Consider the following 21297-nt stretch of genomic DNA (forward strand, 5'->3'; position numbering starts at 1 on the left):
GTCCCTTCATTTTAATGAAATATTGGGGATTTGCAAAACCTGTCCTTTATGGAGCTGTGAGGTTTGGAGATGGTTCCATTTTTTAATAATCTCCATTCCTTTTTCCGTTTTGTAGTAATCCATCGCAATGCTAAAAAGCGTCTCGTTTTCTTTGACGACATGCGTCGTGACTTGCGGTTTTTCCTGCTTTTTCTCTGCGGCTTCAGAGTTCTCTGTATCGGACTTTACGATCGTCTTCTGCTGTGTTGGCCGCTTTGGTATTTTCTCGCTTTCGCTTTGCTCTCTTTCAATATCAATCGGCTCGTAGCTGCTGCTTGTTTGCACCGTGACGACAGGCAAGTCATCATCATACAGATGATGGACAATTAAAATCGTAACAGGTAAAAGAATAAAAAATACGAATAATAGCCGGATCAGCGGATATTTGATTTTCCATTTTCTTTTTTTCTTCTTTTGTTTCGTCCGTTTCCGTTTATGTACTTCACTGCGAGACGGGAGAGCAAGCACATCCATTTTTTTTTCAGGCTGCCTCCAATCATTGGTTTGCTGACGCAACAGCTCAGCTTGGTCATAAGCATGCTTCAATATTGTTCACCTCAATCCTCTGGATGCTTCGCTTGAAGATAGTCAAGGCGAATATGAACAGCCAGCACAAAATTAATGAAAAAATGGGCGGAAATGGTGACCCAAAGAATTCCGGTCCAAGCATAAAGATAGCCGAGAAAAAAGCTTAGCAGCATCACCATGATAAACGAAAACCATTTTGCCAAATAACGAACATGTAAAACAGCAAAAATAAGGCTTGCTGCCAATAAGCCGAAGCGTGTCTGAAGGACCCCTCGAAACAGCCATTCCTCAGTAAAAGCGATCACAAGGCATAGCCAAAGCAAGTGAGGAAGTGAACGAGTTTGAAACAGCTTCTCATTAATGCCTCCATCGTCATACCACTCTTTTGGCAAATAGCGAAGCAGCAAAAACTCAAGCGCCAGTACCAGAAGCGCGCCACCGCCCCCGTATAAAACAACTGTCGCGGTCTCCCAGCGCCACATTCGTTCGAATGCCGTCCCATCCAACAAAAACCAGCCTAACCCGCTGGAAATAATGAGGAGCAGCCCTTGCGTCACATATAAATGACGCAGTACTTCTCGATCACTCATGGTTTGAATTTGTTTACTTTGTCTGCTCATGAAGGCTCCCCATTTCAAAAAACATTCGCTGCAGTTCTTTTTGCCAGCTGTGGAACGTCCATGTGTCTTCGTTCTGCGCTGCACGTTTTTCATAGTGATGAAGCGAAAAACCGCATATGTCACAGCACATGCTTGGCTTTTGTACAAGCCGCTGATCAAAATACGATAAAAGCTGTTGGCGGCGGCACGAGGAATGGAACAGCCATTTCAGCATTTGCTGTAGCTTTTTTTGCTTCCATCTCCTTCTCGCCTCGATCATTTGTAATATGTTCGCTTCCACCTTGTCAAGGTTCTGCGAAGCTAGTTGCTCGCTTTCAAACATGTACTGCAAAATTCGCCATTGCGTGTCGCTCAGACCTAGCATCGTACTAGGTACCTGCGAAGACCATTCAGGTTCTGAAAATCTCTTATGCTCTATAAACAACCGAATTTGTTCACGAGCTGGCAGCTCTGTTTCTATAAGTGATTGTACCATTTCCTCATCGCCATGGGTATACAGTAAAATCGCAACACTATTTTTCCCATCTCGGCCTGCTCGTCCAATTTCTTGCATGTACGCTTCTATTTGCCCGGGCAAATGAAAATGAATCACATAACGAACATTTTCTTTGTTTACGCCCATTCCAAAAGCACTTGTACAGCAGACGAGCTGCAGTTGATCGCACAAAAACTGTTGTTGAATAAGCATGCGCTGCTCCGCATCCATTCCTCCATGATAATAAGCCACCTTCTCCATTCCTTCCCCCTGCAGTTTGCGGGCAAGGACCTCGGCCCATTGCCGGCTTGAAACATAGATCATTCCTGGGCCTTGCAATATTTTTACATAATGAAATATCCTCTCTATTTTTTCTTCAACGGATGAAACACACTCCACCTTCATCGCAATATTCGGACGATCGACAGGATGAATGTGCAGCTGTGCCTGCTTCAGCTGCAATGTAGCTAAAATATCATTTATAACTTCAGGAGGTGCTGTAGCCGTTAATGCTAAACAAGGCGGATTTCCAAGTTGATGGCGAATATGGCCAAGCTTCAAAAAATCAGGACGGAAATCATGCCCCCACTGTGAAATACAGTGAGCTTCATCCACAACAAATAAAGAGATTCCCGCTTTCTGTAAGGCTTCTATCCATTTTGGTGATTGCAATATTTCTGGAGATGCATAAATGAAGCGAAATGGGCGCAAATCGGTCAGCGCCGCCTGCTTCAAACTGCTTGCTAGAAAGCTATTAATCGCAATCACTCTCTTTTCCCCGCGCTTTCGTAGCTGCTGCACTTGATCCTCCATCAATGAAACAAGCGGAGAAATAATTAAAATACGACCAGAAAAAATATAACCAGGAAGCTGATAGCAAAGCGATTTCCCCCCGCCTGTTGGCAGCATCGCCAATACATCGTTTCCTTTCAAAACATCTTCGATAATTTCTTTTTGTCCCGGTCGAAACGAACGATAACCAAACGCTTTCTCCAATAATTGTTCAAGATTCACCAGCTTCCCCTGCCTTTGCCAAGATCAACCGAATTTCAAAATAGCTGACATGATCTCCAACAGCCTCACGGATTTTTCTTAATTGTTTGGTTCCCAGTTCTTTTGTTGCTTTCATAACGTTTCTTCTCGTTTTTTCATCAACAAATGGTTCAATCGAAAAACCGGGAACATTCGCAGCAATTTCCACAATATGATCTTCAATTGTACTCCGTTTTAATCCACGAATCCGGGCTATTTCTTCAATATCCTTTTGACTTTGCAGCCACTCATACGTTTTTTGCGCCGATCGCGTCAACGAAACAGGAGAAACGAGATCGCGCGCTAATGCGTGCAAAATCGGAAAGGAAGCGGCATCACGCACCAGCCTTTCCATCATATAGTGAAGAACATGCTGGAGCATAAGCTGAATGTAAAGCGAATCTTTGTTGAAGAAAGCGGCTAACTGCTCATTTGTCCAGCCAATCCGTTCAAAGCTGGTAAGCCGTAGCGTTAACATCTCCGCCTCTTCATCCGACAGCGCTGTAAGCAGATCCACCAGCTCGTTATACAAAGCATGCGCCCATTCAGAAGCTGTTCGTTTTTGTGAAAATATGTATCTCTTTACCCATTCAAATGTTGCTTCATGTCGATGAATCGGTTCAAATCGGCATTTATGAACAAGGTTAGAAATTGTCTGCACAAAAAGCGACAGCCGGTACCAAAATAATGTATCTACCGAATGATATAAAAATCCATTTAAGTGCTGCAAAAAACGAGCAGAGGGGAGCCAACGTTCAAGCTGCTCGTCACCTTTTTCTGTTAATACATAGGAGCGGTCACCGACAAGTGAGAGACATTGGTCGGTCATAAGCTCTGCAGCCGCCTTCTCAAGCTCGTACCCGGAAACATCCTTATATGCTCCAAATAATTTCTCTAGTCGGAACCATTTGCTATCTTGCAGCGTTTGCGCTGATTTCTTTCCTGAAAGTAAATGGTAAACAGCCGATAGAGAACGTTCACCGTTAAAACGCTGTAAACAAAATAAAAGAAGAAAATGCAAGGTCCTATCCATCCATCATCGCCTCTTACAAGTCATATTGCCTCCAAAAAATGAGCATCTATCAGGAACGAGCGGATGTTCTGGTCTTCTTCTTGGACATGGCGGAAGTTGCCCCTGTTCTTCATTCGCGCTTTTGTTGCCAGCAAACGAACAGATCCTCAAAAAGCCGCCAGTCATCCTTCATCATTCTACATCTTTTTATCATATCGATCCCAGCCTACATCGATTGTACCAAAACTCGAATGAAGTGGAAACGTTCATCCTGTTCGTGTATATAATAAATATAAACTTAAGGAGCTCGAATAGAGAGAGGATGGATAGCTGCAGCGGACCGAGGGTTTCATCACTTGTCTTTACCGCTTCTTCGCTTGACAAGTCCCCGGGTACCATCTCAAAAAGACAACTCGGAATCCATCCCCTACGCTTAGAGTTGGAAGACTTCACAATGGATAGATTAGCAGCTATGCTTGATCTATACAGCTATGAGAGCTATTCTCACTTGACTTTTAGGTTGAAAAGTTGGACAAAGCACTTTATTATAGGGATAGAGAATATGTTTTGGTTACATATGCACGGTCTATTCACCGGCGCAAATCGAATTGGGGAGGTCATTTTATGCCAAAGTATACGATTGTTGATAAAGAAACCTGTATTGCTTGCGGTGCTTGCGGCGCTGCGGCTCCAGACATTTACGACTACGATGATGAAGGAATTGCCTATGTAACGCTTGATGATAACCAAGGAATCGTTGAAATTCCAGATATTCTCCTTGATGATATGATGGATGCGTTTGAAGGCTGTCCAACTGACTCCATCAAAGTTGCTGACGAGCCATTTGATGGTGATCCAAACAAGTTTGAGTAAGTCCCCATCCCCCTCTCTTGAACAAGGTAAGAGGGGGATTTTATTTGCTTTTCGTAGTGCCATCGGCTTGAACCCAACAAACCAGCACATTGGAACAAATCCTTTCGTTTAGAGATAGGAGATGGATCGGTGAATGTGTTCAATATCCATTCATCATTCGTGGCGCCAGATCCAACCGATTCCCTTATTGGCTATATATTTAATGAATGAATGTTATCTGTAAAAGCCCGTGGTCAAAAGGCGAGGGGGTGACTTGTCACGGCCACACTTTGGCGTGACCGAGCGCCAACTATCGACTGTCATATAAGAGCAATGTTTGAAAGATCAAGCTGTATCGATCATCATGGCTAATAATGCCCAACTAGCTCCACGAGTAATGAATAGATTCATAGATTATATCATATGGATATGAGAGCTGTTTGCAAGAAACGAGCTTTCAGCATCCACTCAGCACCACAGGAATATTGCTATATTTTGCTACTGTGTTTTATAATAGAAGCGCATACATACAAGAAGGAGGAAATGAGTCATGTCGTTTGAAAACAAAATAGTAGAAGCATTTATCGAAATTCCGACAGGTAGTCAAAACAAATATGAATTTGATAAAGAGCGCGGCATCTTTAAACTAGATCGTGTATTATTCTCTCCAATGTTTTATCCAGCAGAATATGGTTATTTAGAGAATACGCTTGCTCTTGATGGCGATCCGCTTGATATTTTAGTCATCACAACCAATCCGACCTTCCCTGGCTGCGTTATTGATACTCGCGTCATCGGTTACTTAAATATGGTAGACAGTGGAGAAGAAGATGCTAAACTCATCGGTGTCCCTGTCGAAGATCCTCGTTTCGACGAAGTTCGCAGCATCGAAGACCTCCCGCAGCATAAATTAAAAGAAATCGCTCACTTCTTTGAACGCTACAAAGATTTACAGGGCAAGCGAACAGAGATCGGCACTTGGGAAGGTCCAGAAGCTGCGGCTAAGCTAATTGAAGAGTGCATCGCTCGCTACCAAGAAACAAAAAAATAAATCCATCACTTGAGAAGCCAAGCGGAAAGCATCCGCTTGGCTTTCCTTTTTAGCAAATTCCGAACATTCCTTATAAAAACGCTTACATTTGTATGACTTCTTGATATTTCGTTGACAGACTATTTCTCCTATGATAAATTATCAGAAATTCAGAATTGTTGTTCCTGAAAGGAGTGCATCATTTTGTTTCGCATTTTAGTATCCGATCCAATCAGCGAAGAAGGTCTAGCCCCCCTCAGAAAATCCGAACATATTGAAGTTGTGCAAAAGAAGGTAACAGAAGCCGAAGAGCGATTGCACGAATTCGACGCTTTGCTTGTCCGCAGCGCTACAAAAGTAACAGAAGAGCTTTTAGTGAAAATGCCAAATTTAAAAATTGTCGGCCGCGCAGGGGTTGGGGTCGATAATATTGATGTTGAAGCAGCAACTCGTCACGGTGTCGTTGTCATTAACGCTCCCAATGGCAACACGATTTCCACAGCTGAGCATACATTTGCCATGATGGCCGCACTCGTTCGTCACATCCCTCAAGCACATGTTTCTGTAAAATCGCGCGAATGGAACCGTTCCGCCTTCGTAGGCTCCGAATTGCACGGCAAACATTTAGGCATTGTCGGCTTCGGACGAATCGGCTCAGAAGTCGCTAAACGTGCGCGCGCATTTGGCATGAATGTTCATGTATATGATCCTTTCTTAACGAAGGAACGGGCGGAAAAGCTTGGTGTTTCGATTTGCTCGCTTGATGAAGTGCTCGCTCTCTCCGATATTATTACGGTACATACACCGCTAACCAAAGAAACAAAGGGGCTGCTTGGCGAAAAAAATCTCGCCAAAACGAAAAAAGGAGTTTACTTGCTAAACTGTGCCCGTGGAGGAATCATCGATGAGCAGGCTCTTGTCAAATTTTTAGAAAACGGCCATGTCGCTGGGGCTGCTCTTGATGTGTTTGAACAAGAGCCTCCTGGAGATCATCCGCTTCTTTCTTTTGATAACGTCATTGTCACACCGCATCTTGGAGCATCCACAATAGAAGCACAGCTTAATGTTGCTACCCAAGTAGCAGAGGAAGTTCTTCAGTTTTTAAACGGAAAACCAGTCACATCTTCGATTAACCTACCAACATTGTCTAAAGATTTGTACGAAAAAATTCAATCATTCTATACTCTTGCGAAAAAAATGGGAATGATTGCTTCCCAATATATGAATCTTCCTGTTCAAGAGATTACGGTGACTTACGCAGGGACAGTGGCTGATTTAGAAACAACCTACATCACGCGAAGCCTGCTTGCTGGCTTTTTAAAACCGCGTGTCGCTTCGACTGTCAACGAAGTCAATGCAGCTATGATCGCTAAAGAGCGCGGCATTACATTCGGGGAAAAATTTTCTGATCAAACACATGGCTATGCCAACTGCATTTCGTTAACCGTGTATGGCGAAAATAAAACATTTACTATTATGGGTACTCATATTCCAAATTACGGAAACCGCATCGTCTATTTTGATGGTTTTTCGATCGATTTTGCGCCAGAAGGACATCTTCTCTATATTCAACATCAAGATAAGCCAGGAATGATCGGAAAGGTTGGAAACGTATTAGGCAGCCATCATGCTAATATCGCAACCATGCAGGTAGGACGGCAACAAGCCGGCGGAAGAGCGATTATGATGCTTTCGTTAGATAAGCCACTCGACGACGAGCTGTTAGAAAAACTGGTTGATATTGAAGATATTGAATCAGCGAAAAAACTGGAGCTATAAAAGAATAATAGAAAAGGAGAACGGGGCCATCGTTCTCCTTTTTACTGGCTAACCTTTGTTCCTTGATGAAAAAGCCATTGCCATTTTCCGTTGATTCGCTTCTAAAGGAAGAAGCCACTCCTTGAATTCGTCCTTCCTTTGAACTCCTCCCATTTCCGCTTCGAAGCGGGAGATTTTGGAAAACCTGAAAGAGCGTCTTCTGTCGGGATACGATAAAAGTCCCGACCTGCCGCTAGCAAATTCGGCCGTTTTCTTTGATTATCCTAGCGGAACCGCCTGCCGCTCACCTTTATGGAAGGTGATCAACTCTGTATAGCCCACTTCGCGAGCAAGCGCAATCGCTTGGTCAAAATCAGCGCCAACATGTTCAGGAACATGAGCATCTGATGAAAGCACAATAGGAATTCGTTTATCATAGCACATTTGCAACAAACGTCTGTCAGGGTACAGTTCGCCTACAGGTTTGCGCAAACCCGCCGTGCTGATTTCCACGCACGTTTTCGAATTGGCAAGAGCGGTTGTCGCCCTGTCATACTGCTCAAGCAAAAACTCTTCATCTTTAGGCACATAATTAAAGATTTTTACTAGATCCAAATGCCCAATAACATCGAACAAGTTCGATTCCGCCAAGGTTACAACTTGATCGAAATATTTTCGATATGTATCATATAAATCGCGACGCTCCCATTCTTTTCGATACTCAGCCAAATCAATGCCAAAATCATCGATCCAATGAATTGAACCGATGACATAGTCAAAATCATACGCTTGAATAAATGCCGCCATTTCTGCATGCTTTCCTGGTGTATAGTCCATTTCAATCGACATTTTCACATCGATCCCCGCATCCCATGCCTCATGAAACAAACGGACATAGTCAGCCATATCATAATATCTCCGCTCTTCGACCCAAGGGTTGGAAAGAATGTTTTTCGTTTGATAAAAATGATACGCATGCTCAGAAATGCCAAAATGCTGAATGCCTTTCCGTTTCGCTTCGTCGGTGAATTGCTTTAAATAATCAAGCGTCAGCGTTCCCCTTTCCAAATGATTATGGTAATCTGTCAGCATACAATCTCCTCCCACTGTGTTTTCCTCATTATATCTTATTGTTAAGCGGAAGGACAATGATTTGCCTGAATTTTCACCCATTATCCAGCAAGACCAATGAAAAATAACAAGCGAATACACATGACCATGCCGGCCACCGCAAGCAGCCGTTTCATTACATCTTCCATCGCCGAATCCCTCTCCTTTCATTCCTTTGACCATATATGTATTATGTGAAAAGAGAAGCAATTAGAACTGTCCGCTTTCAGTTTTTACGAAACTGTAATAAACCCTCCACCACCACCGATGTTTTTCGCTAGCGTGTGGATAGAGGATTCGGCGCAATCGGGACACGGATGCTTTCTCCCAACCGATAAGGCCCCACCTGTTCCGTGTTGCCTCCCAAAAACGTAACAGAATGAAAACCAAATTCTCTCGCGGTCAGCAGCATTGCTTCAAGCATCCATTGAGATGCAGCCGATTCGTTCAAAACAGAGTTGGGCGTAAATTGAACAATAAGATGCCTGCCTTGTTTTTGTATATCCATGATGTGTACATGTTGCGAAATAGACGGACGAAAAATGGCGCTTTTCATCCTTTGCATGCTTTGAAATGCATCTTCAATAGTTGAAAAAGGCTCAGTCGATGGTGCGAGAAACAAAGGATGGGACGGATCGGACTGATAAAAATAATATGCCCGTTTTTTGTGAGAGACACGCAACGATTCCAGACGACCGATAGATGGCAAATTAATTCCTTTTTTATGTTCTGTGAAAAATTGGACATTCGTTCCTCCAAGCCAACGGATCGTTTCTTCAATGCTAGAGAGAAACACCGTCGTCACGGACGGATCATTAGAAAAAACCGGATGTTTTTTCGCAACGTGTACCGCCCATTCAGTCTGATCGTCAGAAGCATTAGAAAACGTTATTCGATCAAACCAATGGTTATCTAGCCCTAATTGTCCTGGCAATTGTTCTTTGGCAAATTGAAGCTGCCGTTCTCGAGAATGTTCGTTTGGCGAAGCAGAAACGCTAACGGGAATCACCGCTTTTCTATTAAGATCCGGGAGCGCTAAAACCACAACCTTACGATCTTTAACAACGCGAGAAGCCACTTTGTCCGCTGAATCTGTACTCATCATCACCGCTTGCTTTGGGGACGATTCTTCCGCATTCATCAACACCTTCATTTCGTTTTCATGTTCTTCTGCTTTGTCCTTTTTGGATGACGAAGACAAGTTCAAAGAAGCACCGATCATCATAAAAAAACAAACAGCAGCAATAGAAACAAGAGCGGAGACGATTCGCCCATTTTTCCGAATTATTTTTTTCTTTTTAATCATCTGATTATAAATCTCTTCTTTAGAGCGGCGGTCATGCACCAGCGGCATCTGCTTGAGCACTACTTGAATATCGTCTTCACTCCATTGGAATTTTTTCATGATGCCATCCTCCCTTCGCTGCCTCTTCCTCCATTTGCTGTCTTAGATGCTTTAGCGCCCGATGCTGAGTCGTTTTTACTTTGCTTTCCGTCCATCCTAGCGCCTCAGCCGTTTCTGAAACCGATAGCCCTTGAATAAATCGAAGCACCAGCACGCTTCTTTGATCAAGCGTGCACCTTTCCAGACATTGATACATCAATTGAATTTCTTCTTTTTGCAGCGCTACTTCCTCAGGTAACGCCTGCGGATCCTGAATGGGCTTAACTGTCCAATCAAATGATCCAATGATTTTAGCCCTCCAGCTTCTCTGCTTTCGAAAAAAATCGATGGCGACATGGCGCGCAATCGATAGCAGCCATGTTCTTTCGCTGCTGCGCCCTTCAAAACGTCCATATGAATTCAACACTTTTATGTATACTTCTTGAACAAGATCTTCCGCTTGCTCGCGATCTCGCACCATATAAAATAAAAATTGAAACAGATCATGATGATATTTTTCATATAGTTCGTCAAAAACGGAATCCATTCTTTTTCCTCCCGCTCTGCCATATTCGTCGTTAAAATTATCCGTTTCGTTACAGGCTCCCTAAAAATTTTACAATAAAAAAAGGAAGAACATGACAGATATTCTTCCTTTTTATTGAACAATCTCAATAGGAAAAAAGTAGCGATTTGTCATTTTCCGAATAGCTTCCTCCATCTCCGGCTGAAAACTAATCAACAGCGAAGTAGCTGGACCCGCTGAAGCGTGCAGCGGCAAAGGGCAGTAGCAGCTTGACGCTGTCAGCCCATTATCGTTTAACAGCTGTTGCAGCTCATACCAAATTCCCTTTGACCCGATTGGCACAAGCTCAAAAATTTCCGATCTTGATAATAGTTGACGAAATAATGGCAGCGGAAGCAGACGATCTTGTTTCTTCAACACCTCATCGCCAACAAGCGGCTCGCCAATGACGGCGAATTTGGCATGGCGAGGTGTTATGCCCATTCGCTTTTGCTTGTTTTGAACCTTGCCAACCACCGTAATGCCAAACGCAGATTGCTGTGTGGTAAAGTTCGATTCAGTGCTTCCGACAAGCGGCAAGGAGAGGCTAAGCTCCAGCAAAGCCTGGCGAACTCCTGCACAAAGAGCCCCCCATGATTCATCACCATTAAAATTTTGCAAAACGGCAGCTAGGGGTTCGGCGCCGACACATAACGCTTCCATCAACGCCACACGCGCGGCAAAATAGCTGACTGTCTCATATGATGCGCAAACAAGATCCAGCTCTTTTAGGCCGATCGCAGCAGAACCGTCGGCAGCAATAACAAGCTCTTCATTTTCGTATAGCGGCAAGAACAATACATCACGCATTGTGCATCTTCCCACGATCCAATATGTTGGTTTTCAGCAGCACCGGCGCTACAATAAAGCAGATAGCAGCATTCAATGCGGTGGCAATAGCAAGAGCCGGCAAAACAGCGACGATAAACATCCCCCCAAAGCTGAAAATAAGCGGAAGCGGCGCAAGAAATACGTTGCCGATAAAAAAAGCAGCATGTGCTGTTTTTCTCCAGCCCTTGTGAAACAGTAAACTAAATATATAAACAAGCACAGCCATTTCCAATGCAATCAGCCCGTGAAAAGCCCCTAACTGAAAACCCGCAAACCAGGCCGATAAAAGGTGGCCAACGGCAGCTACAAGCGCTCCTTCCTTTTTGCCGAGCAGCGCACCAGCCACAAGCGCTGGTGCGCTATCAAGAGCAATGCTGCCAAGATGAGTGGGGAATTTTAATAAGGCGCCAACGACAGATAGACTGATGCATAAAATCAAAGCGGCAAACTGTTTCAAATGAAGGTTTCCCATATCGCTTATTGCTCTCCTTTATCACGAAAAACGATCGCGCTTCGTTCATATTCAATGTCATTCACGTTTAGTCTTGCATTCACCACGCGAGCGGCTGCAAAAAAGTAATCAGAAAGACGATTAACATATTGCAAAACAATTTCATTGATCGGCTCCGCCTTGCTCAGTGACACGATGCAACGTTCTGCTCGTCTCGTCACCGTCCGTGCCACATGAATGGCTGCAGCCGCTTTGGAACCGCCCGGCAAAATAAATTTTTCAAGCGGTGGCGCTTCTTTAATATATTCATCAATTCTTTGCTCTAAAAAGGTGACCATTTCTGCTTTCACTTTATATGGAAGCTTTTGATTCACAATGGCTAAATCACCACCGCAATCAAACAGTTCATGTTGGATCTTTTGCAATTCGCTATAAATATCTTGAAACTTCTCTTCTTCAAGCAGTGTCATGGCTTGTCCTACTAATGAATTCACTTCGTCTAATGTTCCGTAGGCTTCTACGCGCAAATGGTCTTTGTCTACGCGTCCGCCTATTAAACTTGTTTTCCCTTTGTCTCCCTTTCTTGTATACAATTTCATCTTGATTTTCCTCCCCTTATTTGATTCGTTCGGCCAAACCACACCACAAGCGATCGACACGATTGCATCTGCTTGTCAGCTCTTGGTAGCACCACCCCGTTACATCACGCCAGTCCCGTTCTTCTTCTGTAAGCGGCACAATTCCTTGAGTGATGTCACAACCGATCCATACCACATTTCTTCCCGGCTTATTTTGCTCCCATTGATGCCACGACTGAAAAAACATTGCCCAATGTTCGCGATCTGGCAAGCGCCAAATCAATGCTTCCATCCCTTCAAACACGACAACATTCTCCATCTTTTCCTCCGGAAAAAAATAATCGCCTTTATACCCATCGCACCAACGGTACCACACTTTTTCATTTAATTGATAATAGTCGCACACCCATTTCCGTTTTCCTTGAAAGGCACCTCCACTAACGAAATGCATCGTTTTCGCTCCTTCCATCGCTCGACTGTCGATTGCAGCATAAAACCGCCGCCAAACGGGATCGACCATTCCCAAAATGGACGTTCTAATGAAGCATATCGCTCCAATACATAGCGAATCGGTCCCCCATGTGTAATGACAACAAGATGAGACGATTTTGTATGGCAAGCGAGTTCGAGTGTTTTGTCCAAGGCTTGCTCCATTCGCCGACCAAAATCTCGATAATGCTCGCCATTGGGCGGGGCAATGGAAAAAGGACTTTGAATCCAGCGCTGATACTCTTTTACTTCTTTCAACTCAGCAAACGTTTTTCCTTCCCAATCTCCAAAATTAATTTCACGCCAGTCACTCATTTCCCAAACTAGCACGTCTTCCTCGCCAAACAGCAGGGCGCATGTTTGCCGACAGCGCAACAAATCGCTTGTCACCACGACCTTCGCGCGAGGATAAGCGCGAGGATCTCGTGCTTGGAGACGTGCCTGCTCTTCTAAAGCGAGCGGCACATCCGTAAAACCAATATAGCGTTTCTCTTTATTTGCTTTTGTCATTCCATGACGAAGAAATGTAAGAGCCAGATGATAAACCATAGCCATGCCTCCGTTCCCTCTACAAACGCTCCAAGCATGTCGCCGGTGATACCGCCAAACTGCTGTTTATAGAATGTTCGCGCCATCCAAAAAGAAAGAACAACGCCAATCAATAATACAAACATCAGATGCGGCTGAAACCATCCAAATATCGCAACAGTCAGAGCAAAAAAAGAAAGAATAAACGCTTGATCCGCTCCCGTTACGTGCTCACGGAACGCGGCTGCCATTCCTGTCGGCTTAGCGAGCGGGGCTGCCATCAGCAAAAGCGCCATAAATGTTCGCGAAAAAAACGGAATGACCACAAAGACGAGCGGCGAGATGCCAGAAACGATTGTTTCATATAAAAATAAAAACCGAAACGCTAAAAGAAACACGACAGATAAAACCGCAAACGCCCCAACTCGTGAATCTTTCAAAATCTCCAGTCTCCTAGCTGTATCGCGATACGAAAAAAACGCATCGCTTACATCCATCCAGCCGTCCGCATGCAGCCCGCCCGATAAAAAAATAGACAAAAATAGCAGCGAAAGGGCCAAAAACAGCGAAGACGTCGGTGTCCACCTTAACAGGAGGTACCAGCCGGCCAGAGCTGCACCAATCAATAAGCCGACAGCCGGAAAAAAACGAACGGACCAGCGGGCTGTATCTCTTTGCCAATTCACCTCTTTTCGCAATGGAAAAACGGTTAAAAATTGCAAGGCTAAAATCCATCCATCCCTAACAGCCATGGAAGGCACTCTCCTTTTTTTAAAATCGGCACACCATGGTGTACAAGAATCGCATAGTCAGCGCTATGGACAATACGCTGGTGAAGCCAGCCCAGCATTTTCATAAAATGATAGGTTCCTGCGTCTTGCGGCACTCCCCCGGAAAACAGTTCATTGGATACCATGACAAGCGCTCTCACAACAGTGCTCAATTGTGAAACAGTCCGCAGCATCCTCTCAGCCTTCTGCAAGCAAACCGCTTCTATTTCCCATCCCTCTTCATCAAATAACTCGTTCGCAAGCCAATTCGTTAAACAATCAACAAGAAGGATATCATTCGGCCCGAATTGGGAGGCTAACTCATGTAAATGAAGCGGCTGCTCCCACGTGGTCCACTGGATGGATTGCTGACAGCGCCGTCGCTGATGATGAATGATGCGCTCCTTCATTTCCTGATCGGTTGTTTTCGCAGTCGCAATATAATGGACCGTATTTTGCCGCGAAGCAAGCGCTTGAATGCATTGCTCCGCAATTCCGCTTTTCCCGCTGCGAACACCGCCGCTAATAAAGATCATCATGGCTGCCACCTCGTGAAAAACGATAGAAGCTGATCATTTTCTCTTTTGCTCCTCACAGCAAAACGCAAATAGCGGCCCTCGAGTCCCATGAAATTTTTTGTATGCCGAGGAATGAATCCCTCTTGTAGCAAATCATAAAATAAACGATCCATTGAACCACTAGGCGCTCGTAACAAATAAAAATTTACAGCTGATGGTGATACGTAATAGCCCAATTGCCGCAACGCCGCCGTCATTCGCTCTCGTTCCTTAGCGATCATTCGCTTCGTATGGACGACAAACTCGTTCATTGGCAACAGGCGCAGAGCGAGCTGCTGTGCTACTTGACTTATGCTCCATGGCGGCTGAAGTGCTTCAAGCTGCTCAATGATCTCGTGACGAGCTGCGATATAGCCCACACGTACCCCCGCTAAATGATACATTTTTGTTAAAGAACGAAGCACGATCAGACGCGGAAAAAAATCTAGCCATTTTATAGCGGTAAAAGAAGGTTCGCAAAATGGAATAAACGCCTCATCAATCACGACAACCGTCCGTTTTTGCTCCGCTTTTTCCAACAGCCAACGGAGCTGTTGCGGCTCCATCACGATCCCAGTCGGATTATTAGGCTGGCATAAGAAAATAACATCGGTCTGTTCGATCAGCTTAAGCCAGTCCTCTTGCTTGTACATCCATTGGCTTGCTTCATCAGCCATGATGGAAACAATCTCACAGCCGCGGGCAAGACAAGCGCGGCGATATTCAGAAAATGTCGGTTCCGCAATGCCGATTCGTTTCCCGGAAAATAATTGCGCTAGGAGATCAATACATTGTGAAGCGCCGTTCCCAAGCAGTATTTGCTGAACATCGATCTGCTCCATACGTGCAAGATAGCGCTTCAATTCTGAAGCTGACGGATCTGGATATTCCATTGCCCATTGATAAAACTCTGTTTGTGTAGGCCAGACAGCAAGAGGAAGGGGGAACGGATTGGTATTGACACTAAAATCAATCCATTCATCCGGAATAGAGAGACCGACGCTTTGATATAATTGTTGCGGATTAGCCCCATGTGCCGGCAGCTTCAACGATCATCCCTCCTAACGAAAGCAGTGCAAGAAATACGACAACCGTTCGAAACATCACATGAACAGCTTGGCGAATGTGCTCTTTTTTCAGCTCAACCAGCGCCTCTCCTATTTTCGGACGTTGCGAGATGACGCCTTGATAAGTGTTGGTTCCTCCTAGCTGTACGCCCAACAAGGCAGCCATGGCAGCTTCGCCCCAACCGCTATTCGGGCTTGGGTGCTTGCGGGCATCGCGCAACACCAGACGAAGGCAGCCGCGAATGTGCCGGCTATTTCCAAGCACCATCACAATTCCCGTCAACCTAGCTGGTATGTAATTTAATACATCATCTAGCCGTGCAGATGCCCAGCCAAAATCGCCATATTTCTCATTTTTATAGCCAAGCATAGAATCGCACGTATTAACAGCGCGATAAACTAAAGCCAATGCTCCGCCGCCGACAAGCGCATAAAAAAGCGGTGCCGTAATTCCATCGCTCGTATTTTCAGCCACCGTTTCGACACAAGCTCTAACAATTTCCGGCTCATTCAGCGTTTCCGTATCGCGGCCAACAATCATGCTTAGCTCGTTTCTTGCCTTTTCTATATCTCCTTGTTCAAGCGGAATCATCACATTCCACGCTGCCTCTTTTAAACTTTTGGCGGCAATCGTCGTAAATATAAGCAAAGCTTCGATTACGACGCCAAATACAACGGAAACGCGGTAGCTTTCATATATGATGATCGAACTGATTCCATAGACCACTGCAACAACGATTCCAATCGTTACGATCCCTTTTACCCGCCGCATTCGTCCACGATTCAGCCGATGATCCAGCCAGGCAATCAATCGGCCCATTCCGCGCACCGGGTGCGGCAACCAACGCGGGTCACCGATGAAAAAATCAATGACGACCGCTAAAGCCATTGCGAGCAAATGATAGGTCACTTCCCATCGCCTCTCCGTTTTTTATATTTGCGCAACGCTTCCGTTGTCGCCTCATACACAAAACGGCCAATCGCTTTGCCAAGCGGCGTAGCCGTTCCAGCATACTCAAACAAGCGTCCTGTTTGTGATGAGGCAATGGCAATGCAATCAGTGGATGTGCCAGTAGCCAGCGTATGTGTTTCCGGATCAAGTACGTGTGCATCATATAACGCTTTCACTTTCGCTTCCGTTGTCGTCATCATGGCCTGTACAAATGCTGTCTCATTTAATTGGCCATCAATAAAAATAAATACGTTAATCGTACCGATTCCTTCCGCTGTCTCCCTTTTTTCCCACGCTTTTGCGGCATCCACCGCATTTCCAACGCCCGCGGTCACCATCACGAATAATGGCACTTCCTCTTCGCTGCTCTTTATCCATACGGCATCCTCTAAATAGACAGCGGTCATCATGCCAATGGTACGATGCACGGCAAAAGAATGGGATTGTAAATATTGCTTCATTTCTGTCTCTGGATCATCACAGCGATAATGCTTCGGCACATGTCTATTCACAAAGTGTGTAGCCCATTGAAAACCAGCGCCAACCACAGCCGATGACAGCACTTTAAAAGGCTGCGGTGTGGTAATGACAATCTGTTCGCCGTCTTGAGCAATCGTTAACGCACTTAAGGAATCGTTCTGTTGCCTCGTATCGGAATAGGTCTGAGGAACAAACGTGAGAAGCGGCTTGGACACAACGGGATGCGCTTGACGCCGCACAGACGCTTGAAATACGGTTTCTAATTGTTTTTCTTCAATCATATCGCTTGGTTCGCCGAGTCCCGCCATCTTTCCTTCATGAAGCAACAAAAGCCGGTCACAATATAAGCTAGCTAGATTCATATCATGAAAAATGGCTACAACCGTTAACTGATTTTCTTCTGTCCATTTTTTTAATTGATCTAGCAGTTTGATTTGTTGGGCAATATCCATGTGGTTGGTCGGTTCATCGAGAAAAAGCAAGCTCGGCTTTTGGGCAAGCGCTCTTGCTAAATAGACGCGCTGCCTTTCTCCACCGCTTAAACGGTCGATGGTTTCCTGTTCTTTATGTGCCATCCCCACTTGTTCAAGCGCTTCGGCTACCGCCTGTTCATCCTCCTCTGTCCATGTTGGAAATAACCCTGTTTGATGGGCATAGCGTCCTAACTCTACCGTTTCTTTGACAGTATAGCCAAATGCTGAATCGGCGCTTTGCGGGAGAACAGCGACAAGGCGCGCCAGTTCTTTTGACGAAAAGGAAGCAAGCGGGACGGCGTTCAGTGTAATGGTCCCCTTTTGTAAAGAAAGCTCTCTGCTTAACAGCTTTAATAATGTTGTTTTGCCGCTGCCGTTAGGTCCTAAAATTCCAAAAAACTGTCCTTGTTCCACAGTGAAGGTAATGTTCTGCAACACCGCTTTTTCTCCGTATTGATAGGAAACATCATGAACGTTTAACATCATTTTCACGTCTTCCTTTTCATTCTATTTAAAAATAACCCCGCAAACAAAGGTGCGCCAATTAACGAAGTAATGATGCCGATCGGCAATTCACTCGGTGAAATCATGGTTCGCGCCGCTAAATCGGCTAGCACTAAAAAAGCGCCCCCGTATAAAAGCGATAGCGGTAAAAGCAAGCGATGATTCGGTCCCGCAACAAGACGAATCATATGAGGAACGACCAAGCCCACAAAGCCAATCGCCCCCGACACAGCAACAGCCGCCCCTGTTAATAAGGAAGCGCCGATTAAAATGACCAGCTTGCGCTTGGCAACATGGACACCTATGTGAGCAGCTGCCTCTTCACCAAAGGCAAAAGCGTTTAACTCGCGGTGATTCACTAATAACAGCAAACATCCTATTATAAAAAACGGAAGCATCATGACAACATATTTCCAGCTTCGCATCGCGACGCTTCCCATCAACCAAGTAATAATTTGCCGCAGTTCCTCTCCTGTCAGCGCAATCATAAGCGAGATCAACGCGCTGAAAAATGCGCTGAAAATAATTCCGGTTAAAATGATCGTTTCCACTGACATGCGCGGATCGACGGCGCGAGTAAAAAACAAAACGAGAAAAAGAGTCAGCAATCCAAACGCAATGCTCATGATCGGTAATGTAAACGATCCAAACCACGGCAATTGCAGATGAAAGAACAAAACGACGACCGCTCCGACTGACGCGCCCGATGATACTCCAAGCGTATAAGGATCAGCCAATGGATTTTTTAGCAATCCTTGAAACGCCGCTCCCGCCAACGAAAGGGAAGCGCCGACTAAAAAAGCCAAAACAACGCGCGGCAAGCGGATGGCCATCACAATTTGCACAAGCGTATCAGGAATGTCAGGGGACGGCGCAATTCCCCACCATTGCTCTAAAAAAATGTCAATAATAGACGAAAAGGGAATCGATAGTGAGCCTATCGATATCCCTAACAACATGCACACGACCACCGCCGTAAGAGCGATGACGTAGGCAATTATATTATTTAAAGATTTCCGGATAAATGACTTTGGCAAGTTCCTCTACCCCTTCAACAAGGCGTGGGCCTGATCTTGTGACTAAATCAGAATTCACCTCATATACGCGTTGATTTTTAACCGCCGAAACGTCCTTCCACGCCGGTCGTGCCATCACTTGCTTTACAGCATCTTTCACATAGTCTCCATACGTGACAACAATTACATCCGGATTGAGCGCTACCGCTTTTTCTTCCGTAAACATCGGCCATCCTTCTTGATCGCCAGCCACATTTTCTGCTGAAATCGCTTGCAGCATGTCATTGATAAATGTTCCCTTTCCTGCTGTATAAATTTGTGGCGCCGGCTGCACTTCCACCCATACTTTTACCGGATTTTTCACGTTTTTTGCTTTTTCCTTGATGGCTTCAAGCTTTGATTTCATCTGGTTAACAATTTGATCGGCTTTTTTCGTTGTCCCTGTTGCTTGTCCAATTAATTGGATCGAATGGTAAACATCATCAAATGTTTTGGCATCGTTCACAACAAGCACTGTAATTCCCGCATCCTTCAGCTGCTGCAGGCCGTCCCGCGAATTATGGGCACTCGATGCGTGGGCAAGCACTAAATCAGGCTTGAGTGAAATAATTTTCTCCACGTTAAACTCCATGCCGCCAATTTTTTCTTTATTTTTTACATCTTCCGGATAGTTATCAAAATCACTGACTCCAACAATTTTCTCTCCTAAACCAAGTTCATAGGCAATTTCCGTATTGCTCGGAATTAACGAAACGATTTTTTTCGGTTCGGACTGAATCGTGACCTCTTCCCCTAATCCGTCCTTAACGGTTACCGGGAAAGCAGCTGTTGCTTCTTGCTTCGCATTGGATGAATGAGTGGATTTGTCTGTTTCTTGATTACCGCACGCGGCAAGAAGGCCGAACGTCAGCATCAACACAAGCAGCCACGTATAATACCTCAGTTGCTTCATCATGGTTTCTCCTCCTGCACATATAAATTAAAAAATGCCCATCCCGGACGGAATGAGCAAGAAACGACAAACCATAGAGTTGTGGCAGCATAATAACCACCTTTTGCCGTTTCGCCATCTCACCCCCCGAAGATTGGAAACATCGAGCAGTCAGGGCAGGTCTACTGACTTATGCTTCATCCTACTTTGAACCTTCCCATGCGGCCAACAGCTTGCCCATCAATACCGCACAGTGGTTATTTCATTTCGTCAGCATTTACAGTTGCGGGGACAGTTCTGGATTCGCACCAGATTCCCTATTAAGCCTATTAGCGATTCGCTCACTTCGGCACCCTTCTGCATCGATATACAATTGTAAAAAATAATCGAACAATTGACAGTTACAATATTAAAGGACGAAAGGCTGTTTGGCAACAAAAAAATGACGGAATTCGCCATTTTTCCCGTCTCTATATTATATGGATCTCATTTTTTAACGCATTGGCGTGATGAAAGCACATCCACCGACTTACCGTAAAAACGACTCGAACAGCAGTTTATCGCCATTCGAGTCGTTTGGATCGCTATTAATTGTTAATATAGCGTTCAAATACATCCCCAAAATCTTTCACTGTATACTGCTTCTTAGTCTCAACAAGCCAGTTGAACGCGATTTGATTTAGCTCTTTAAACTGTTCAGCAATGCTGTTTGGAGTGCTGGCGACACGCCCTAGCACGGAGGAGGCAACATCGAGACTTTTTCGCGCAAAGTCGAGCGTCGTTTCATTTTCATGGCAAATTTCTGAAATTTTTAAAAGTGCTTTATATAAATCTTTCACTTCTTCCAGATGCTTTTTATGCACATCAATCGAATAGTGCTCCGATCCGATGGTAAATTTAATCTCTACATCTAAATCGACCGTGCCTGCCGTCTCAAGCGATACGCCGGCAATTGGATGCTTATAGTAATCATAACGGCGCAGCGTTCGCTTTTTACTTGTCGCGCTCGTCCCATCTAAATGAATAAGCGCTCGGTTAGTAAAGCAATATTCATCTGATTTGGACTTAATCAAAAAATAAATCTTTTCTCCATCTTCATGCATCACATAATCGTCTGCGTCCACTTTATCATAATTTTCGGGTTTAATGACAGAGCCGATATCACTTAATCCGAGAACATCAGCAGCAACTTTGCCAAACATCCAGCATCTCCTCCCCTTTCTTTTCTTACAATCCCATTATACCATCCATTTGCTTTCCAGATC

At 44.8% G+C, this 21297-nt stretch carries 23 protein-coding genes and 1 riboswitch; of the genes, 3 read left to right on the top strand and 20 right to left on the bottom strand.

The annotated features are described in order from the left end of the window. Positions 1-6: 6 nt before the first annotated feature. From GRQ40_RS12010 to GRQ40_RS12025, 4 genes are read right to left on the bottom strand one after another with little or no spacing between them, the layout of a single operon-like run. A complete protein-coding gene (locus tag GRQ40_RS12010; RefSeq protein ID WP_066145532.1) occupies positions 7-585 on the bottom strand; it encodes a LysM peptidoglycan-binding domain-containing protein in 579 nt (192 codons plus the stop codon). A gap of 11 nt (positions 586-596) precedes the next feature. After that, a complete protein-coding gene (locus GRQ40_RS12015; RefSeq protein ID WP_066145535.1) occupies positions 597-1187 on the bottom strand; it encodes a CPBP family intramembrane glutamic endopeptidase in 591 nt (196 codons plus the stop codon). After that, a complete protein-coding gene (locus GRQ40_RS12020; protein ID WP_066145538.1) occupies positions 1171-2679 on the bottom strand; it encodes a RecQ family ATP-dependent DNA helicase in 1509 nt (502 codons plus the stop codon). Before GRQ40_RS12020 ends, GRQ40_RS12015 begins: the two co-directional genes overlap by 17 nt. Continuing rightward, a complete protein-coding gene (locus GRQ40_RS12025; RefSeq protein WP_066145541.1) occupies positions 2666-3727 on the bottom strand; it encodes a YpbB family protein in 1062 nt (353 codons plus the stop codon). The genes GRQ40_RS12020 and GRQ40_RS12025 overlap by 14 nt, the downstream gene beginning before the upstream one ends. Before the next feature lie 603 nt (positions 3728-4330). Here GRQ40_RS12025 and GRQ40_RS12030 point away from each other — a divergent pair. The 3 genes from GRQ40_RS12030 (at position 4331) to serA (ending at position 7367) form a co-directional block, all read left to right on the top strand. Further along, positions 4331-4579, top strand: coding sequence for a ferredoxin (locus GRQ40_RS12030; RefSeq protein ID WP_044742215.1), 249 nt, complete (start codon positions 4331-4333; stop codon positions 4577-4579). A gap of 529 nt (positions 4580-5108) precedes the next feature. Beyond that, complete coding sequence (locus GRQ40_RS12035) at positions 5109-5609, top strand: inorganic diphosphatase (RefSeq protein WP_080862381.1); 501 nt, start codon at positions 5109-5111, stop codon at positions 5607-5609. 183 nt (positions 5610-5792) lie between these two features. Beyond that, on the top strand, positions 5793-7367 hold the full coding sequence (gene serA, locus GRQ40_RS12040; RefSeq protein ID WP_159720078.1) for a phosphoglycerate dehydrogenase: 1575 nt from the start codon (positions 5793-5795) through the stop codon (positions 7365-7367). 258 nt (positions 7368-7625) lie between these two features. Here serA and GRQ40_RS12045 read toward each other — a convergent pair whose 3' ends face one another. The 16 genes from GRQ40_RS12045 to GRQ40_RS12120 form a co-directional block, all read right to left on the bottom strand. Next, positions 7626-8438 (bottom strand): histidinol-phosphatase, encoded by an 813-nt coding sequence (locus GRQ40_RS12045; protein WP_159720079.1) that lies wholly within the window; start codon positions 8436-8438, stop codon positions 7626-7628. Positions 8439-8733: 295 nt separating this feature from the next. Continuing rightward, positions 8734-9861, bottom strand: coding sequence for a UDP-glucose 6-dehydrogenase (locus GRQ40_RS12050; RefSeq protein WP_159720080.1), 1128 nt, complete (start codon positions 9859-9861; stop codon positions 8734-8736). Then, positions 9839-10387 carry an RNA polymerase sigma factor SigX gene (gene sigX / locus GRQ40_RS12055; RefSeq protein ID WP_044742210.1) on the bottom strand — a complete coding sequence of 183 codons (549 nt, stop codon included), beginning with the start codon at positions 10385-10387 and terminating at the stop codon, positions 9839-9841. Before sigX ends, GRQ40_RS12050 begins: the two co-directional genes overlap by 23 nt. A gap of 111 nt (positions 10388-10498) precedes the next feature. Then, on the bottom strand, positions 10499-11215 hold the full coding sequence (locus GRQ40_RS12060) for a hypothetical protein (protein ID WP_044742209.1): 717 nt from the start codon (positions 11213-11215) through the stop codon (positions 10499-10501). Then, entirely contained in the window at positions 11208-11708 is a 501-nt protein-coding gene (locus GRQ40_RS12065) for an ECF transporter S component (protein ID WP_080862375.1), read from the bottom strand. Before GRQ40_RS12065 ends, GRQ40_RS12060 begins: the two co-directional genes overlap by 8 nt. A 5-nt stretch (positions 11709-11713) precedes the next feature. Continuing rightward, on the bottom strand, positions 11714-12286 hold the full coding sequence (locus GRQ40_RS12070; protein ID WP_044742207.1) for a cob(I)yrinic acid a,c-diamide adenosyltransferase: 573 nt from the start codon (positions 12284-12286) through the stop codon (positions 11714-11716). A gap of 16 nt (positions 12287-12302) precedes the next feature. Beyond that, complete coding sequence (locus tag GRQ40_RS12075) at positions 12303-12716, bottom strand: bifunctional adenosylcobinamide kinase/adenosylcobinamide-phosphate guanylyltransferase (protein ID WP_066145555.1); 414 nt, start codon at positions 12714-12716, stop codon at positions 12303-12305. Next, the gene (locus tag GRQ40_RS12080) at positions 12650-13303 is read right to left on the bottom strand and encodes a histidine phosphatase family protein (RefSeq protein WP_066145557.1); all 654 of its coding nucleotides are present in this window, start codon (positions 13301-13303) and stop codon (positions 12650-12652) included. Before GRQ40_RS12080 ends, GRQ40_RS12075 begins: the two co-directional genes overlap by 67 nt. Then, entirely contained in the window at positions 13261-14034 is a 774-nt protein-coding gene (locus GRQ40_RS12085) for an adenosylcobinamide-GDP ribazoletransferase (RefSeq protein WP_159720081.1), read from the bottom strand. Before GRQ40_RS12085 ends, GRQ40_RS12080 begins: the two co-directional genes overlap by 43 nt. After that, positions 14007-14591 carry a bifunctional adenosylcobinamide kinase/adenosylcobinamide-phosphate guanylyltransferase gene (locus tag GRQ40_RS12090; RefSeq protein ID WP_080862372.1) on the bottom strand — a complete coding sequence of 195 codons (585 nt, stop codon included), beginning with the start codon at positions 14589-14591 and terminating at the stop codon, positions 14007-14009. Before GRQ40_RS12090 ends, GRQ40_RS12085 begins: the two co-directional genes overlap by 28 nt. Beyond that, positions 14588-15658: a threonine-phosphate decarboxylase CobD gene (cobD, locus tag GRQ40_RS12095; RefSeq protein ID WP_159720082.1), complete on the bottom strand. Its 1071-nt coding sequence runs from the start codon at positions 15656-15658 to the stop codon at positions 14588-14590. The genes GRQ40_RS12090 and cobD overlap by 4 nt, the downstream gene beginning before the upstream one ends. After that, positions 15633-16565, bottom strand: coding sequence for an adenosylcobinamide-phosphate synthase CbiB (gene cbiB / locus GRQ40_RS12100; protein ID WP_159720871.1), 933 nt, complete (start codon positions 16563-16565; stop codon positions 15633-15635). The genes cobD and cbiB overlap by 26 nt, the downstream gene beginning before the upstream one ends. Positions 16566-16582: 17 nt before the next feature. After that, positions 16583-18067, bottom strand: coding sequence for an adenosylcobinamide amidohydrolase (locus tag GRQ40_RS12105; RefSeq protein ID WP_066145567.1), 1485 nt, complete (start codon positions 18065-18067; stop codon positions 16583-16585). A 2-nt stretch (positions 18068-18069) separates the two neighbouring features. Then, complete coding sequence (locus GRQ40_RS12110; protein ID WP_066145570.1) at positions 18070-19122, bottom strand: FecCD family ABC transporter permease; 1053 nt, start codon at positions 19120-19122, stop codon at positions 18070-18072. Beyond that, positions 19088-20053 carry an ABC transporter substrate-binding protein gene (locus GRQ40_RS12115; RefSeq protein ID WP_066146510.1) on the bottom strand — a complete coding sequence of 322 codons (966 nt, stop codon included), beginning with the start codon at positions 20051-20053 and terminating at the stop codon, positions 19088-19090. Before GRQ40_RS12115 ends, GRQ40_RS12110 begins: the two co-directional genes overlap by 35 nt. Positions 20054-20189: 136 nt before the next feature. Further along, positions 20190-20404: riboswitch (cobalamin riboswitch) on the bottom strand. Positions 20405-20619: 215 nt separating this feature from the next. Further along, positions 20620-21234, bottom strand: a complete 615-nt coding sequence (locus tag GRQ40_RS12120) for a PH domain-containing protein (RefSeq protein ID WP_066145573.1) — start codon at positions 21232-21234, stop codon at positions 20620-20622. Between the last annotated feature and the right edge of the window lie 63 nt (positions 21235-21297).

This window comes from Anoxybacillus sp. PDR2, from assembly GCF_009834045.1.
Lineage (GTDB): Bacteria > Bacillota > Bacilli > Bacillales > Anoxybacillaceae > Anoxybacteroides > Anoxybacteroides rupiense.